At 61.6% G+C, this 15,197-nt stretch carries 12 protein-coding genes; 8 read left to right on the top strand and 4 right to left on the bottom strand.

The window, feature by feature from the left end; all coding sequences use genetic code 11:
* The 5 genes from BW09_RS04020 to pknB are packed head-to-tail and all read left to right on the top strand — an operon-like array spanning position 1 to position 7,889.
* Positions 1-1,656: a PP2C family serine/threonine-protein phosphatase gene (locus tag BW09_RS04020; RefSeq protein WP_140463404.1), complete on the top strand. Its 1,656-nt coding sequence runs from the start codon at positions 1-3 to the stop codon at positions 1,654-1,656.
* The gene (locus BW09_RS04015; RefSeq protein WP_258184982.1) at positions 1,653-3,395 is read left to right on the top strand and encodes an FtsW/RodA/SpoVE family cell cycle protein; all 1,743 of its coding nucleotides are present in this window, start codon (positions 1,653-1,655) and stop codon (positions 3,393-3,395) included. The genes BW09_RS04020 and BW09_RS04015 overlap by 4 nt, the downstream gene beginning before the upstream one ends.
* Positions 3,392-4,858 (top strand): penicillin-binding protein 2, encoded by a 1,467-nt coding sequence (locus tag BW09_RS04010; RefSeq protein WP_140463402.1) that lies wholly within the window; start codon positions 3,392-3,394, stop codon positions 4,856-4,858. Before BW09_RS04015 ends, BW09_RS04010 begins: the two co-directional genes overlap by 4 nt.
* Positions 4,855-5,805: a serine/threonine-protein kinase gene (locus BW09_RS04005; protein ID WP_044089513.1), complete on the top strand. Its 951-nt coding sequence runs from the start codon at positions 4,855-4,857 to the stop codon at positions 5,803-5,805. Before BW09_RS04010 ends, BW09_RS04005 begins: the two co-directional genes overlap by 4 nt.
* A gap of 5 nt (positions 5,806-5,810) precedes the next feature.
* Positions 5,811-7,889, top strand: coding sequence for a Stk1 family PASTA domain-containing Ser/Thr kinase (pknB, locus tag BW09_RS04000; RefSeq protein ID WP_140463434.1), 2,079 nt, complete (start codon positions 5,811-5,813; stop codon positions 7,887-7,889).
* A 222-nt stretch (positions 7,890-8,111) separates the two neighbouring features.
* On the opposite strand, the gene BW09_RS03995 is transcribed toward pknB, so the two are convergent.
* The 3 genes from BW09_RS03995 to BW09_RS03985 form a co-directional block, all read right to left on the bottom strand.
* On the bottom strand, positions 8,112-8,756 hold the full coding sequence (locus BW09_RS03995) for an aminodeoxychorismate/anthranilate synthase component II (protein ID WP_140463400.1): 645 nt from the start codon (positions 8,754-8,756) through the stop codon (positions 8,112-8,114).
* A gap of 97 nt (positions 8,757-8,853) precedes the next feature.
* On the bottom strand, positions 8,854-10,122 hold the full coding sequence (locus tag BW09_RS03990; protein ID WP_140463398.1) for a class E sortase: 1,269 nt from the start codon (positions 10,120-10,122) through the stop codon (positions 8,854-8,856).
* 8 nt (positions 10,123-10,130) lie between these two features.
* Complete coding sequence (locus BW09_RS03985; RefSeq protein WP_140463396.1) at positions 10,131-10,934, bottom strand: DUF881 domain-containing protein; 804 nt, start codon at positions 10,932-10,934, stop codon at positions 10,131-10,133.
* Positions 10,935-11,044: 110 nt separating this feature from the next.
* Here BW09_RS03985 and crgA point away from each other — a divergent pair, with 110 nt between their 5' ends.
* Entirely contained in the window at positions 11,045-11,503 is a 459-nt protein-coding gene (gene crgA, locus BW09_RS03980; protein ID WP_140463394.1) for a cell division protein CrgA, read from the top strand.
* Between the two features lie 308 nt (positions 11,504-11,811).
* Positions 11,812-12,261, top strand: a complete 450-nt coding sequence (locus BW09_RS03975) for a DUF4143 domain-containing protein (protein ID WP_258184981.1) — start codon at positions 11,812-11,814, stop codon at positions 12,259-12,261.
* Between the two features lie 1,572 nt (positions 12,262-13,833).
* Here BW09_RS03975 and BW09_RS03970 read toward each other — a convergent pair.
* The gene (locus BW09_RS03970) at positions 13,834-14,565 is read right to left on the bottom strand and encodes a rhomboid family intramembrane serine protease (RefSeq protein ID WP_140463392.1); all 732 of its coding nucleotides are present in this window, start codon (positions 14,563-14,565) and stop codon (positions 13,834-13,836) included.
* Between the two features lie 273 nt (positions 14,566-14,838).
* Between BW09_RS03970 and BW09_RS03965 the strand changes: the two genes are divergently transcribed.
* Positions 14,839-15,069: a hypothetical protein gene (locus BW09_RS03965; protein ID WP_140463390.1), complete on the top strand. Its 231-nt coding sequence runs from the start codon at positions 14,839-14,841 to the stop codon at positions 15,067-15,069.
* Positions 15,070-15,197 lie beyond the last annotated feature (128 nt).

Below are 15,197 nucleotides of genomic sequence, written 5' to 3'. Positions count from 1 at the left end.
ATGCCCAATTCCGCCGCTTCACAACCGCTGTACCTATACTCCACCACCGTGTCCGACGTGGGCACGGTGCGCGCGAACAATCAGGATTCATCGTTCGCCGGCGAGCATCTGATCGCCATCTGCGACGGTATGGGCGGTCATGCAGGCGGCGACACGGCATCCACCATCGCCATCCGGTCCCTCGCCCACATCGAGCAGGACGATACCGGCGGCGACATCCAGGCCATCTCCAAGATGATGGAGACATCGGTGATGGCCGCGCACGACGCCATCGTGGGCAAGGCCAAGCGCGAACGCAAGCTGGCGGGCATGGGCACCACAGTCACCGCCGTGGCTCTGGTCGCCGGGTACTGGGTGCTCACGCACATCGGCGATTCGCGCGCCTATCTGCTGCGCGACGGCCACCTGAGCCGCATCACCACCGATCACAGCTATGTGCAACACCTCATCGACACCGGACGCATCACACCTGCCGAGGCGAAGAACCATCCGCAGCGCAATGTGGTGATGCGCGTGCTCGGCGACTTCGACATCGACCCGCATCCGGACATCTCCATCCGCCGTGCGCACCCGGCCGACCGCTGGCTGCTGTGCTCGGACGGCCTGTGCGGCGTGCTCGAGGATTCCACCATCGAAGAGACGATGATGGCGCTCTCCGATCAGGGCGAGTGCGCGCAGAATCTGGTGCAGATGGCGTTGCGCGCGGGCAGCACCGACAACGTGACCGCCGTTATCGCGGACGCCACACTGGCCTTGGACGCCAACGCGTTCGATCTGCCGCACCAGACGCCGCTGGTCGGCGGCGCGGCGAGCAACAGCCTGGAGACCATCGCCGACATCGTCAACGCGCCCGTGGCCGCCGCGCCTGCACTGCGCGCCGACAATTCCCCGGCTCAACGCGCGGCAGCGCTGATACAGCCGGCCAGCGCGCATGAGCCTGCTCCGGAATCGGATGCCACTGCGCAGCCGTCTGGAACACGGGTCGCGCAGCCGTCCGTCGTGCGTGAGGAGACCGGCGAGCGCGCCAATCCCGATACCGGCGAGATTCCTATTGTGCAGCGTCCGGACGGCCGTATTTCCGCCGATCCGAACGACCCGGTCGTGCAGCAGGCCATCCGCGACGAGCATGTGCAGCAGACCAAGGCCACGCGGGTGAGGAAGCGCAGGGTCCGCTATGCACTGATTCTCACGGTGATCATCGTGGTCGCCGCGCTGTTCGGCATCGGCGGCGGCACGTACCTGTGGAGCCAGTCCCGCTACTATGTCGGCAACAGCAACGGCAAGGTGGCGATCTATCAGGGCGTGCCCACGAACATCTTCGGCATGGAACTCTCACATGAGGTCAGCAGCACCACGATTTCACTCGACGAGCTGCCGCAGACATGGCGCGATCAGATCAATCAGGGCATCGCCGTCGACTCGTTGGACGAGGCGCAGTCCCATGTGGGCATCATCCGCTCGGAGATGAACAAGTTCCTGGCGCAGCAGGAGAAGGACGCCGCCAAGAAGTCCGATTCCTCCAGCAACAGCTCCAACAGCAACTCGGACACCAGTTCCAACGCCGGCAATACCGACAACGCCAACGGCTCGGACGCCTCTGCCGACCAGCCGAGCATCGGCGCCGCGAACGACGCCACATCGGGAGGCACTCAATGATCGCCACCCGTCTGCGCCAGATCGGCCTGTTGCTCGTCGCCCTCGCGATCAGCGCCCTTGCGATCGTCCAGATGTTCGAGCGCACGACGAACTCCATGCCGCAGGACTATACGATGCTGTTCGGCATCGTCGCAGCACTGTTTCTGGTGCTGTGGGGGCTGACCGCGCGATTCCAGCAGTACGCGAGCCAGTCGATCATGCCTTGCGTGCTGCTGCTGACGGCCATCGGCATCACGATGATCGCCCGCATCGACCAGAGCATGGACACGACGGTGGCCAAACGCCAGCTGATGTGGCTGTGTCTGGCACTGGTTCTCAGCGGTCTGATCATCGTGTTTCTGCGGGATTACCGCGTATTGCGGCGGTTCTCGTATGTGTCGATGGTCGTGGGTCTGGCGCTGCTGCTCTCCCCGATGCTGCCGGTGATCGGCCAGGAGGTGAACGGCGCGCGCATCTGGGTGAGGATTCCCGGGCTCGGACAGTTCCAGCCTGGCGAATTCGCCAAACTGTTTCTGGCGTTCTTCTTTGCCTCGTATCTGTTCGACCATCGCGATCAGCTGGCCGTGGGCGGCAAGAAGGTGCTGGGTCTGCAACTGCCGCGCATCAAGGATCTGGGACCGATCATCGTGGTGTGGGTCGCCTCGATGGGCGTGTTGGTGATGCAGCATGACCTGGGTACCTCGCTGATGTTCTTCGCCATGTTCGTGGCGATGCTGTACACGGCCACCGGACGCACCAGCTGGATCGTCATCGGTCTGATCGCGTTCGCCGTAGGCGCGGTGGCCGCCGCCAGTGTCTTCAGCCATGTGGGGCAGCGCGTAGACGCCTGGCTGCAGCCGTTCAGCAATGAGCAGTACAACAAGGAATACGGCGGCTCGTGGCAGCTGGTCACCGGCATCTTCGGCCTGGCTTCAGGCGGCATGCTGGGTACCGGACTCGGCCAGGGGCATCCGGCGCTGACCACGTTCGCCAATTCCGATTTCATCTACACCGCGCTTGGCGAGGAACTGGGTCTCACCGGCGTACTGGCCATTCTGATGCTGTATCTGATCATCATCGCCTCGGGATTCGTGGCCGCGATGAAGATCAAGGACGGCTTCGGCAAACTGCTGGCATCCGGTCTGGTGTTCACGATGGCGTTCCAGGTGTTCACCGTGGTGGGAGGCGTGACGCTGGTGATTCCGCTGACCGGTCTGACGCTGCCGTATATGGCAGCCGGCGGCTCAAGCCTCATCGCCAATTACATTCTTGCGGCGCTGCTCATCGTCATTTCCGGCGCCGCCAACCGGCCTGAGCCGGAGCTCACCTCCGATTCCTTCCAATATGAGGCGCTTGCGGCCCTGCGCAACAAGGAGCTGGAGGAGCGCGCCCGTGCTACGGAGCCGGTTTCCCGTCCGCGCACGGCATCCGCTCGCGTCTACGATCTTGACGACCCGGACGGCGAGATCGTGGACACCACCAAGCGCGCTCCAGTGAACGAAGTCACTACGAACGATGGCGTTGCCGGCGACGGCACCGACTTCGACGGCGACGGCACCACCACGGGCTTCGCGGAATACACCGCGCCCACCGGCTCGCTGCCGCCGGTGCCATCCTCTGCAGCACCATCCCCCGCAATGCCACCGGCACCACAAATCCCGCCGATCCCGGCAATCCCGGCTCCCCCGATCCCGCCGGCAGGCGGCAGCCATCAATCCCCAGCCCATCACGGACCACGACATGGAGGTGCGCGCGCATGAACAAATATCTGCGTCAGCTGTTCACCGCAGTCGTATGCCTGTTCGTGATACTCGGGCTGTCGTCGACCATCCTTATGGCGGTGCGCGCCAATTCGCTGAACAGCGATTCGCGCAACGCCCGCTCCCTCTACCATCAGCTGGGCGCGTATCGTGGCGCGATTCTCGCTTCGGACGGCACGGTGATGGCCCAATCCGAGCCGGTCAACGACGCGTTCAAATACCAGCGCACCTATTCGAACGGCCCGCTGTATGCTCCCATCACCGGATTCTTCGCCATCAACCAGAACGCGGACCGCGGGCTTGAAGCCTCCCGCAGCATGCTGCTCAACGGCGAAGCCGATTCGCTGATCTGGCAGCGCGCCAAGTCGATGCTCACCGGCAGCACCAACAAGGGCGCCTCCATCGAGACCTCCATCGATCCGAAGCTGCAGCAGGTGGCCTATGACCAGATGAGTTCACGTGATGGTGCCGCCGTGGCCATCGAGGTCAAAACCGGCCGTATCCTCGCCATGGTGAGCACGCCAAGCTACGATCCGAACCAGTTGGCCACCCACGACACCAAGGCCGCTGCCAAGGCGTACAACGACCTGGCAGCCGGAGAAAACAGCCCGCTCATCAACCGCGCCACCTCACAGCTGTATCCGCCAGGCTCCACGTTCAAGACCATCGTGGCTTCCGCCGCCTTGGAAACCGGCGACTACCAGACCGATACGCAGATTCCCGCAGGAGAGAGCTACACCCTGCCCGGCACGGCCACACAGCTGCCGAACGCGGTCTGGCAGGCCAACGGCACCGACGGCAAAATCACACTGCAGAATGCCATCGCGTATTCCTCCAACACCGCGTTCGCCCAGCTCGGCGTGGCCCTTGGCGAGGACAAAGTCAAGGAAATGGCCACCAAATACGGGTTCGGCAATACGATCACCATCGATGGCACCAGTGCCACCGGCATTCCGATGACCGCCACCGCCTCCACATTCCCGTCCGCCACCACGCCGGACAAGCTCGCCCTGGCCTCAATAGGCCAGGGCGACACCAAGGCCACGCCTCTGCAGATGGCTATGGTGGCGCAGGCCATCGCGAACGATGGCAAGATGATGCGTCCGACGCTGGTCGACCGCGTGCGCGCCTCGGACCTGTCCGTCATCAGCCAGACGACGCCGGAAACCCTGGGCAAGGTCATGGGCAAGGATTCCGCCGACAAACTCACCACCATGATGGAGCACGTCATCACCGACGCCAACCCGTCACTGGCCATCAACGGCGTCACAATCGCCGCCAAAACCGGTACCGCGCAGATCGGCGTGGACAACACCAGCATCGATGGTTGGATCATCGGATTCGCCCCCGCCGAGGATCCCCAGATTGCAGTAGCGGTCTTGGTGCACAATACTGATTTGCTTGGTTCGCTTGCCGCGGGCCCGATTATGCGCGCGATGATTCAGGAGGCTCTGCAGCAATGAAACTGATCGAAGGACAACTCATTCACCGCCGCTACCGCCTCGACGCGCGACTGGCGCAAGGCGGCATGGGCGAGGTCTGGAAGGGCTATGACATCCAGCTTGAACGCCCAGTGGCCATCAAGGCGCTGCGCTCGGATGCCACGAACGCGGAGGCCAAACTGCGCCGCCTTCGTGCAGAAGCGCATAACTCCGCGAATCTGGCGCACCCGAATATCGCGGCATTGTTCGAGTATTACGAGCATGACGGCATCGGCTTCCTCATCATGGAATACGTGCCGTCGAAATCATTGGCGGACCTGTATCACGAACAGGGCGCGATGGACCCCATCGACCTGCTGCCGATCCTCATCCAGACCGCGCGAGGCCTGTTCGTCGCCCACTCGCATGGGGTAATCCATCGCGATGTGAAGCCCGCCAATATCATGGTCTCCGATACCGGCGAGGTGAAGATCACCGACTTCGGCGTCAGCTACTCCACCGGCCAGGGGCAGATCACCCAGGACGGCATGGTGGTCGGCACCGCACAGTACATCTCCCCCGAACAGGCGCAGGGCAAGCAGGCCACGCCGCAATCGGACATCTATTCGTTGGGCGTGGTGGCCTATGAGGGCCTGTCCGGGCACCGCCCGTTCACCGGTGCCACACCGGTCGACATCGCCGCCGCCCACGTGAACGATCCCGTGCCTCCGCTGCCGGACACCGTGGACGTTCAACTTCGTGAATTCGTCATGTCCATGCTGTCCAAGGACCCGCTCGACCGACCCAAGGATGCACTGGTGGTATCGCGCACCTTGGCACGCATCGAACGGAGGCTCCTGGACCAGCAGACCGAACAGGCGGATCAGACCATGGTCACATCCAGCGTCCGGCCATTGCGCCGAGTCATGAGCACACCTCGTATCGTATTGGACGCTCCTGCCTCGAAATTGGGAGGGAATAAGCAATGAGCAACATGCCTAATGCACTGGCCGGTGGCCGATATCAGCTGGGCCAGCTCATCGGCCGAGGCGGTATGGCCGAGGTGCGCATCGCCCTCGATACCCGACTGGGCCGCACGGTCGCCGTGAAGATCATGCGCGCGGAGCTCGCCAACGACGATATCTTCCTGGCGCGTTTCCGCCGCGAGGCCCGTTCCGTGGCACAGATGAACAACCCGAACATCGTGAACATCTACGATTCGGGCGAGGAGACCATCACCACCGACGCCGGTGACACCGAGCGCCTGCCCTACATCGTGATGGAGTACGTGAAGGGCCAGACCCTGCGCGACATCATCAAGGTGAACGGCGCGTTGAGCCAGCGCGACTGCGAGCAGGTGATGCTCGGCGTGCTGAGCGCCCTCGACTATTCGCATCGCATGGGCATCATCCACCGTGACATCAAGCCCGGCAACATCATGATCTCCGAGCAGGGCGTGGTCAAGGTCATGGACTTCGGCATCGCCCGCGCTCTGGACGATTCCGCCGCCACCATGACTCAGTCCCAGGGTGTGGTGGGTACCGCGCAGTACCTCTCCCCCGAGCAGGCCCGCGGCGAGACTGTGGACATGCGCTCCGACCTGTATTCCGCAGGCTGTGTGCTCTATGAAATGCTGACCGGGCGTCCGCCGTTCACCGGTGATTCCGCGGTGGCCATCGCCTACCAGCATGTGTCCGAAGTGGCCACTCCGCCGAGCGCCATCGTGCCCGGCCTGCCGAAGATGTGGGATTCCATCGTGGCGAAGGCCATGGCGAAGGACCGTCAGAACCGCTACGCCACGGCTGCAGAGTTCAAGAACGACATCCTGACCTATATGAACGGCGGCGTGCCGGTGGCGGCCGCGTTCAACCCGCTGACCGATCTGTCCGGCGTGAAGGCGCGTAAAGAGGCCGAACGCGACCAGCCGACCGTGCCGATGGGTGCCGGTCAGCCCACACAGGCGTTCAACCCGGCCACCGGCCAGTTCGAGCAGATTCCGCCGGCGAACGCAGCCATGCAAAACGCGTTGAAGAGCCGTGCCGAACAGCGTGCGGCGGCGGCCAAGGCGAAACGGAAGAAGCAGATCATCATCGGCTCGATACTGGGCGTCATCGCGGTGATCGCCATCGTGGTGGGCGTGGTGTTCGGCATGGATGCGGCAAAGAAGAACGCCGTGGAAATGGTCACCGTGCCGGAATGCGCCTCCACGACATCCAAGGATGGCTTGGAGGCAAAGCTCCAGGCGCTGGGTCTGGAGATGGTGGAGAAGCAGGATACCGATTCCACCAAGGCCGCCGGCACCTGCACCAAGATGAGCCCGGAAGCGGGTTCCAAGGTGGCCAAGGGCTCCAAGGTGACCGTGTGGTTCTCCGCAGGCCCACAATCCATCGCGGTGCCGGACGTCAAGGGCATGACCCAGGAGGCGGCCCGCACCAAGCTTGAAGACGCCGGTTTCGAGGTCAGCTCCACGGTGAAGACCGAGGACAGCGCCGACATCGACAAGGATGAGGTGACCCGTACCGATCCGGCCGCCGGCACGCCGACGCCCAAAGGATCGACCATCACGATCTACGTGTCTTCGGGCATGACCGCGATGCCGAACCTGGTGGGCCAGTCCAAAGATGCGGTGTTGAGCCAATACAACGGCATGTTCAACTTCGTGGTGGAGAGCGAGTCCTCCGACACCGTGGAAGCGGGCTCAATCACCCGCACCGACCCGGCCGCCGGCACATCCATCGAACAGGGCGCGTCCATCACGATCTGGGTGTCCACCGGCAAGGAGAAGGTCACCGTGCCGTCCATCAACGCCGGCACCGACTTCGCCACCGCCAAGCTGCAGCTTGAGGCCGTGGGGCTCGTCGCTGCCGCCAACGGCCCTTCGGACAGCACCGCCGTAGTGGTGAGCATCGATCCCGCCGCCGGTACCGAGGTGGACAAGGGCTCGACCGTCACCATCACCACCAAAGCCAGCACGTCCTCAGGCACTGACACCGGCGATTCGGACAACACGGGCACCGGCGGTACCGGCGGCAACACCAGCACCGGCAACAGCAACGGACGAGCCGGCGAGTAGCCGTTCAAAGTCATCTGGTTCCGGCTCTCGCTAGTGGTCTGTCTCGTGCTGAGGGGCGTTGGCCCCCTCTGACGGGACGTTGCCGTGAAGCAAACAGCGGAGCTGTTTTGTAGGCAACGTGCGAGCCGACAGGCGAGCCAGTAGGATGCCGCGCGGAGCGCGTCCATACTTGCAGGACGGGCTGTCAGCGAAGCTGACTGGGGGAGAGACTCTAATCCAGGACTACTTGGTAACCTTTGGCTGCAATCCTGCGGACTTGGCCACGGCGTTCGCCTGTCCGCACACGGCAAGCCAATTGGCCAGCAGACGATAACCATCCTGAGTCATCACCGATTCGGGATGGAATTGCACGGCGTACATCTTCTTGCCCTTGACCTTCAGCCCCTGCACGATGTGGTCGCCCTGCGTCCACGCGGTCACTTCCAACGTATCGGGCACCGAATCCGGCTCGACCGCGAGCGAATGGTAGCGGGTGGCGGTCATCGGATTGGCCACGCCGGCGAAGATCTCGTCATCGATATGCTCCACCTGGCTCGTCTTGCCATGCATGATGGTGGGCGCATGGTCCACCGTGCAGCCGAACACCTCAGCGAGCGCCTGCAGTCCCAAGCATACGCCGAACATCGGCACACCGGCGGCCGCGCACAAGCGAATCATATCCTCGCTGGCACCGGACTGGGCGGGAGCGCCTGGGCCTGGGGAGATCAGTACGCCGTCATAGCCGTCCAGCACACCGGGGGCGGCAGGATCGATGGCATCGTTGCGCACCACGTCCACCGTGGCACCCAGCGTCTTCAAATACCCGACGATGGTGTACACGAACGAATCATAGTTGTCCACCACCAGAATGTGCGCGGAATCAGTCATACTGCCTCTCCTTGGACGGGCTTGCGGGCATGCCTCGGCCCTTCGCGAACCTCACCTGTACATGTATGTGAGTCATACTACTTCAGCACAGCGGTCTTTACTCCGGTACGGCCACGAAGTTCGACATCTGCCGCAGGAACGGGATGTTCGTGGCTGCCCAGGGGAAGGTCCACTGGAACAGCGCGGCGGCGGCGGCGAACAGCAGCAGAAGCAGAAGCAGCCATCGAATGGGCAGCGCGCCCGGCTGCAGTCGCACCAACAGGCCATAGATGCTGGCGTCCGGACGACGGCGCTCACCCAGGCGGATGGCGCGCAGTACCGGCCAGCGCCAGGCGATGGCGGCGGCGATGAACATGATCAGCCAGGCGACAAGCGCACCGTACACCACCTTGTCAAGCGAGCCGATACGCGATGCCACGGACGGGGTTTCGGAGATCGCAAACTTCACCGAGCCGGACGAGTCGGTGGTGGCCAGTTCCTGGGGCACACCGTCCGACACCTTGGCCCAGTAGGAGAGCTCGCCGTAGCTGATCCAGCGATGGGTGGGAGTGGAGTACTTCGGCTCGCAGGTGGTCAGTGTAATCATGCGTTTGGTGGGATCGACGCCGGAGTTCTCCGGGTTGGGTGCGATGACCCAGATGTCGGTGGGCAGCACGATCTGATAGCGCGTGTAATGGTAGACGTACCAGTAATCCTGCGTACGGATGATGATTGGGTCGCCTTCCTGGAGCTTGTCCACGTCACCGAGCGGCTGACCGTAGCCGTTGCGGTGACCAGCGACGGCGAAGTTGCCGATCTGGCCCGGCAACTGGGATGACTGGTAGTGGCCCAGACCGTGACGGTTGATCTGTTCAAGGGTGGTGCCCTCCACCACGTTGCGATGCCATTGACTGCCGAAGCGCGGAATATAGATCTGTGCGATCAGGTCGCCGTATTTGGGACCCTGGGGCTGCACGGGCGGATCGCCTTCCTGGGCTTTCGCGACCTTCACGTCGCCGCCATTGCCTGCCGGGTCGGACCAGTTCATGGATTTGGTGGTCTCGTTCTGGGTCTGTTCGGCCTCCACGCCGGTCCACCACATCTGCCAGACGATATACAGCGCGCAGATCGCGGCTGCGGTCAGCAACAGTTCGGCGAGGATGCCCAATGCCTGCCACAACGGGCCACGGCGTTCGGCTGCGGCGGCAGCGCGGCGGGCGCGACGGGACTGGGGCTGGGCGGCCGTTGCCGTGAAGGCTGCAGCACCGCCGTTCCCGTTGCCGTTCCCGCCGAACGGCGTGAATTGTGCGGTGCTTTCGGGGTCCGCGAAATCATTCAGATCGGTCGAAGTCTGCACATTCGCAGCACTGTGTCTGTTGTGTCTCATGACTGCCTCTACTCCTCGTCCTTGGTCTTCGGCGTATCGACGGTGGCATATTTGAACTGCTGCAGCAAAGCCGTGGTGGCCTCGAACTGAAGATTGTCTTTGTTTTCCACCTTGTAACCTATGCCGAATGCGCTGACGTATTGCTTCAGAATGGTGATGGCCTTGGAATCGTTCAGCGCCTTGCGCATCGCATCCTGGTCACCAATGGCGGAAATGGTGAACGGTGGCGCGTACTTCTTGCCGTGGATGGAGAGCACATTGCCCGAGCAGATCACCGCCGAATTGAACAGTACCCTCTGATCCATGATTTTCATGGCTTCGGCGCCACCCGCCCATAGCGCATTCACCACGGATTCCACGTCCTGCTGGTGAATCACATAATCATTGATATTCGCAGTGGTACCGTTGTCGTTCACCGCACTCTCCCACAGCGGCGAATCATCCAGCGTCACTGTGACGCCTGCGCCGGATAGTTCCGGGAGCATCAGGCTTGCATCGCCACCGTTATTGGCGGCGTCGGTATTGGTATCAGTACTGGCATTGGAATCATCGGAACTCGACGAACTGCCGGAGCCCAGCGCCTCGGTAAGGTTGTTCACCTGCTTCTGCAGATCGTTGACATCGGTCTGCAGCTGGGAGACCTCGGCCACGCTGTTCTCCACGAGGTCGGCGGTATCGGTGTTCACCGTAGCGGTGCGATTGACACGGACGTTGGTGCTCAGCAGAAAGCCGGTCAGCGCGACCACCACAACCGCAGCGATCCCGCTGGGCACGGAGCGACGTGCGCTATGCCTTCCCTGATGTCTGGCCATACCAATCCCGTCTTTGTCACCGGTGTGTTCACCTTTTCACACGGCGTGTTCACCAGTTTCGAGTGTAGCCACTATTATGACTTCTAGCCTATTGAATGGAGAATACGCTGATGGCTGACGAAGAGCTGCACGAAAACGACTCGAAGGACCAGAAGGACTGGCCGGACGAGGGCGTGAATGACGACAAGTCCGCGGACACCGCCGCCGACACCGCCACTGACAAGGTCGCCGACGAAGACGAGACCTATGGTGTCGATATGGATCAGGTGCAGGCGGTGCTGAACGCCACTGCCGACAAGGCCACGCTGACCCCTCAGATGCAGCGCATGATGAACCGTCAGGCCGAGAACACGAAGCGTGTCGAGGAGACCATCAAGGGCACCAAGTCGAACCCGCGCTGGTTCGTGCCGGTGTTCTGCGCGTTCATGATCATCGGTCTGATCTGGTGCGTGGTGTATTACCTCTCCCCGTCCGGCGCTTGGCCGATTCCGAACATCGGCGCATGGAATCTGGCGATCGGCTTCGCGCTGATCATGATCGGATTCCTGATGACGATGGGTTGGCGCTGAACCTTAGTTCCCCTGTGAGCCGCTGGCGCTTTTCTGCGACAGCGGCTCGCTGTGTATTATCAGTGGTTATCAGTGGCTCACCTGACAGCGAAGCCGAGATTCTCGATTATCACTGAGACGAACCACTGGCATGCCGTGTCAATACTGCGTTATCGGCATGACTGCCCTCAGGCGGGCTTCTCAGGCGGGCTTCTCAGGCGGGCTTGCCTGTAATTCGCATCCCCATGCACAACATATGGCGCTACAGTTCCAAACGCGCAAAACGTGACAACCGCGTTATCACAGTTGAGAAAAACGTGACATAAAGCATGCTATTGTGCGCGGCCTCGATGGGCAACGTCCAGTTCGCGCTCCTACAGGGCGAGCTCGATGTCAATCTCGGATTAATCGCGGAGAACGTGGTGGCCCAGGAACTAACCGCGCATGGATACGCCGCGCATTACTTCGACGCCAAGAAATACGGCGAAGTCGACTTCGTCGTTCAGTCGGGCACCCGGGTCACGCCGGTAGAGGTGAAATCCGGCAACGATTGGACCAAGCACAAGGCATTGGACAACGTGCTCGCCGTGGACGAATGGGACATCGACCATGCCTGGGTGCTATGCAGGGGAAACGTAAGCCAGGATGGAGCCATCACCTATCTGCCGCTGTACATGACCATGTTCCTCGAGCCCGAACGGCTGCCCGCCTCGATGCCATTCACGGTGGATCTGAGCGCGCTGGATACGACGGGCGAGCCAGCTGAATACCGCGCGTAGCGCGACCGTGCGATACCGACTGGCCATTGACTGGCCGTCTGACTTCGCTGGGAGGCTACGTGCGATGCAGGCTGGCCAGTATATGGCCCTCTGGCGTCGCTGGGGTGTTGTGTGCGACGTCAGCCGGCCAGCATGTGGCCGTCTGACGTCACTGTCGGACGCTCAGTGAAGTCAGACGGCCAGTTCTCGTCCAGCGACTTCGCTGAGGGCCTGCTCAGTGAAGCCACCATGACATGTACTGGCCTTCCCCCATCGCTCGAGCCGCTCAGTGAAGTCGGTTGGGCACTTGGTGGCCGTTTGGCTTCGCTGCATGTCGCCGAGCGAAGCCATCAGGGCACGATGCGGCCGTTCCGCTTCGCCGAGGGCGAGCAAGGTGTGGTGCGGATGCTTGTCGCGTGTCACGGCGCTGCAATCGCGTGCCACGCCGCTGTAATATCGCCCGTATTGCACTGGCGTGGCACACGGGCGGTCCCACGCGCGTCCTGCGCCACGCCAGCGTCCTGCGCGGAATCATCGGAGATTGCCAGCACGAGGACGCACCCGGTTCTCGAACACGACCCGGGACAGATAGGACCATCGACGACGCGGACGTCCCGATGACCATGCCTTTCACGTTGAGAAGACGCCTGAACAAGCTGCCCATCAGGAGCTTTTCGGCCGTTGTTCTTCGTGGTTGATGAACATCCAACCCAAAAACGCTTCTCTCTCTTACCGGCTCAACGGCCCAACCACGAACCGCCGTCCACGAAAACAGCAACAGCGCCAGTCGGGAAGGCAATCCACAGGGGTTATACCCAGCTATCCACATGTTATCCACTAGTTATCCACATGGTTATCCACACGATGTGGATGAATTACATATCTGTAGTTTTCCACCGAATGTGGAAAACTCTGTGGATAAGTAGTGGATAAGTAGTGGATAAGCACCATTCGACGGTGCATAACACGTGGATAACTGCGAAATACCTCGAATACAACCGCTGTGGATATGTCCGCGGCCGAAGTCTCCCATGAGTTATCCACATTTGTTGTTGATGGACTTGTACACATCCCCACATCACAGGAGCTCCCCTCCTCACATCACGGAAGCTCCCTCAGACACATATCCACAAGTTATCCACCGTCTTATCCACAATTGTGCACAACTATCCACTGTTAACCTAACCATTACCTGCCAGTCACCATCCCCAGCACATAACGCTGCGCCAATCGCCGGGGAACCGGAACGCCAACGACGAAATACCCACGCGACAGCCCTAGCGGTATGCCTCGTAATTGGTTGAGTGGTGCTGGCTCCCTCTGATGGACGTTGCCGTGAAGCAAACAGCGGAGCTGTTTGTAGGCAACGTGCGAGCCGACAGGCGAGCCAACAGAACACGCGCACAGCGCGTCCATAATTGCAGGACCGTTGCCGTGAAGCAAACAGCGGAGCTGTTTGTAGGCAACGTGCGAGCCGACAGGCGAGCTGGCAAACCGCGCGCAGAGCGCGTCCCTGATTGCAGGACGGGCTGTCAGCGAAGCTGACTGAGGGAGAGAAAAGCTGAATCCCTCAATTATTTACGAGACAGGACACTAGTAGGAATATGGGTTTGCGAGGGCGCATAGCACTATTACGACGACCACCAGCGCCGTCACCGGCCACCCGTAGACCTGCATACGCCATGCCAGGCTTTTGCCGCGCCAGGCAGGCACGCCGCTGGTCAGCAGCCATGTCAGGGCGCCACCAATCAGGAATCCGCCCACATGCGCCTGCCATGCCACGCCGCCGACTACGAACGGCAACGCGAAGTTGATTGCCATCCACACCATCATCGAGCGCATATCCGCACCGATACGCCGATACACCACCAGAATCGCCGCGAACAGCCCGAAAATCGCGCCTGAGGCACCATACGCGGCCATGCGCCACCCCTGACCATCGGGAGCGAACACACCCCACAGCATCAGCCCCATGGCGCCGCCAAGACCGGAAATCATATACAAACCGAGGAAGCGCCAGTGACCCATCAGACGCTCCAGCACAGCGCCCACCGAATACAGCGCGATCATGTTGAACAGAATGTGCATTATCGTATTGGGCGCGTGAAGGAACATCGACGTCACCACAGTCCACGGGCGTTGCATCACGGAGGCGGGCGAGAACATGCCCCCGAGGAGGAGCAGCGACTGCAGGTACGGCGAAAGGAACCCCGCTATCACCTCAATCATCCAGATCACGGTGCAGATGGCGATCAACGCCCATGTGACGACCGGACCGCCACGTTCCCATTGCTGACGTATTTCCTGTTTGGTAGGCATATGCATGGGGCCAACTGTATCCGATGTATCAGAGCTTGGGAGCGAATTCCCTTGCCGGAGAAGCTGTCCGGAAAAGCTGCCCGGCAAAGCTGATCATTATCCTGCCCCAGCAATCCGCAGACGACATAACTACCCCGCTGTCGGCTTCGCCGGCCGCGGCGGCTAATCTCCCGGCGATTCAATCCACCCAATCGTCACAATCATCGGCCTAGAATAGGGAGCAGAGTCGGTCTTGGATGGACATGCCGACCAGACGATCCCTGAAGGAAAGGAGCCGTCATGGAGAACAACTCTTCTTCTAACGGTTGGAAGTTCTTCGCGCTGCTGTTTGGCGCAGCGCTGGCCGCGCTTGTTGGCCTGTACATCTACAAGCAGCAGAATCCGGATTACGATCCGTGGGAGGAGCCGTGGGAGAACAGCTCTTCGCCGGTCGATCTGGGCCTGAACAAGGCCGAGGACAAGGGCGACGAGGCTGAGGGCGAAGCCGCAGCAGCCCCTGCCGAGGCCTGATTCGGCAGCGTTAACGCAGGAAGCCCCGCAACCATTCGATGTGGTTGCGGGGCTTCTTTCGTGTGATTATTGCCGGTGATTCACAACCGATCGGGGAGGGGCGGGGAGTGCATCTCGACACACTCCCC

Source organism: Bifidobacterium sp. UTCIF-1 (assembly GCF_006408915.1).
GTDB classification, from domain to species: Bacteria; Actinomycetota; Actinomycetes; order Actinomycetales; family Bifidobacteriaceae; genus Bifidobacterium; species Bifidobacterium reuteri.
Note: the sequence above shows the minus strand (reverse complement) of the source record. Positions and strands in the feature narration are given on the sequence as shown.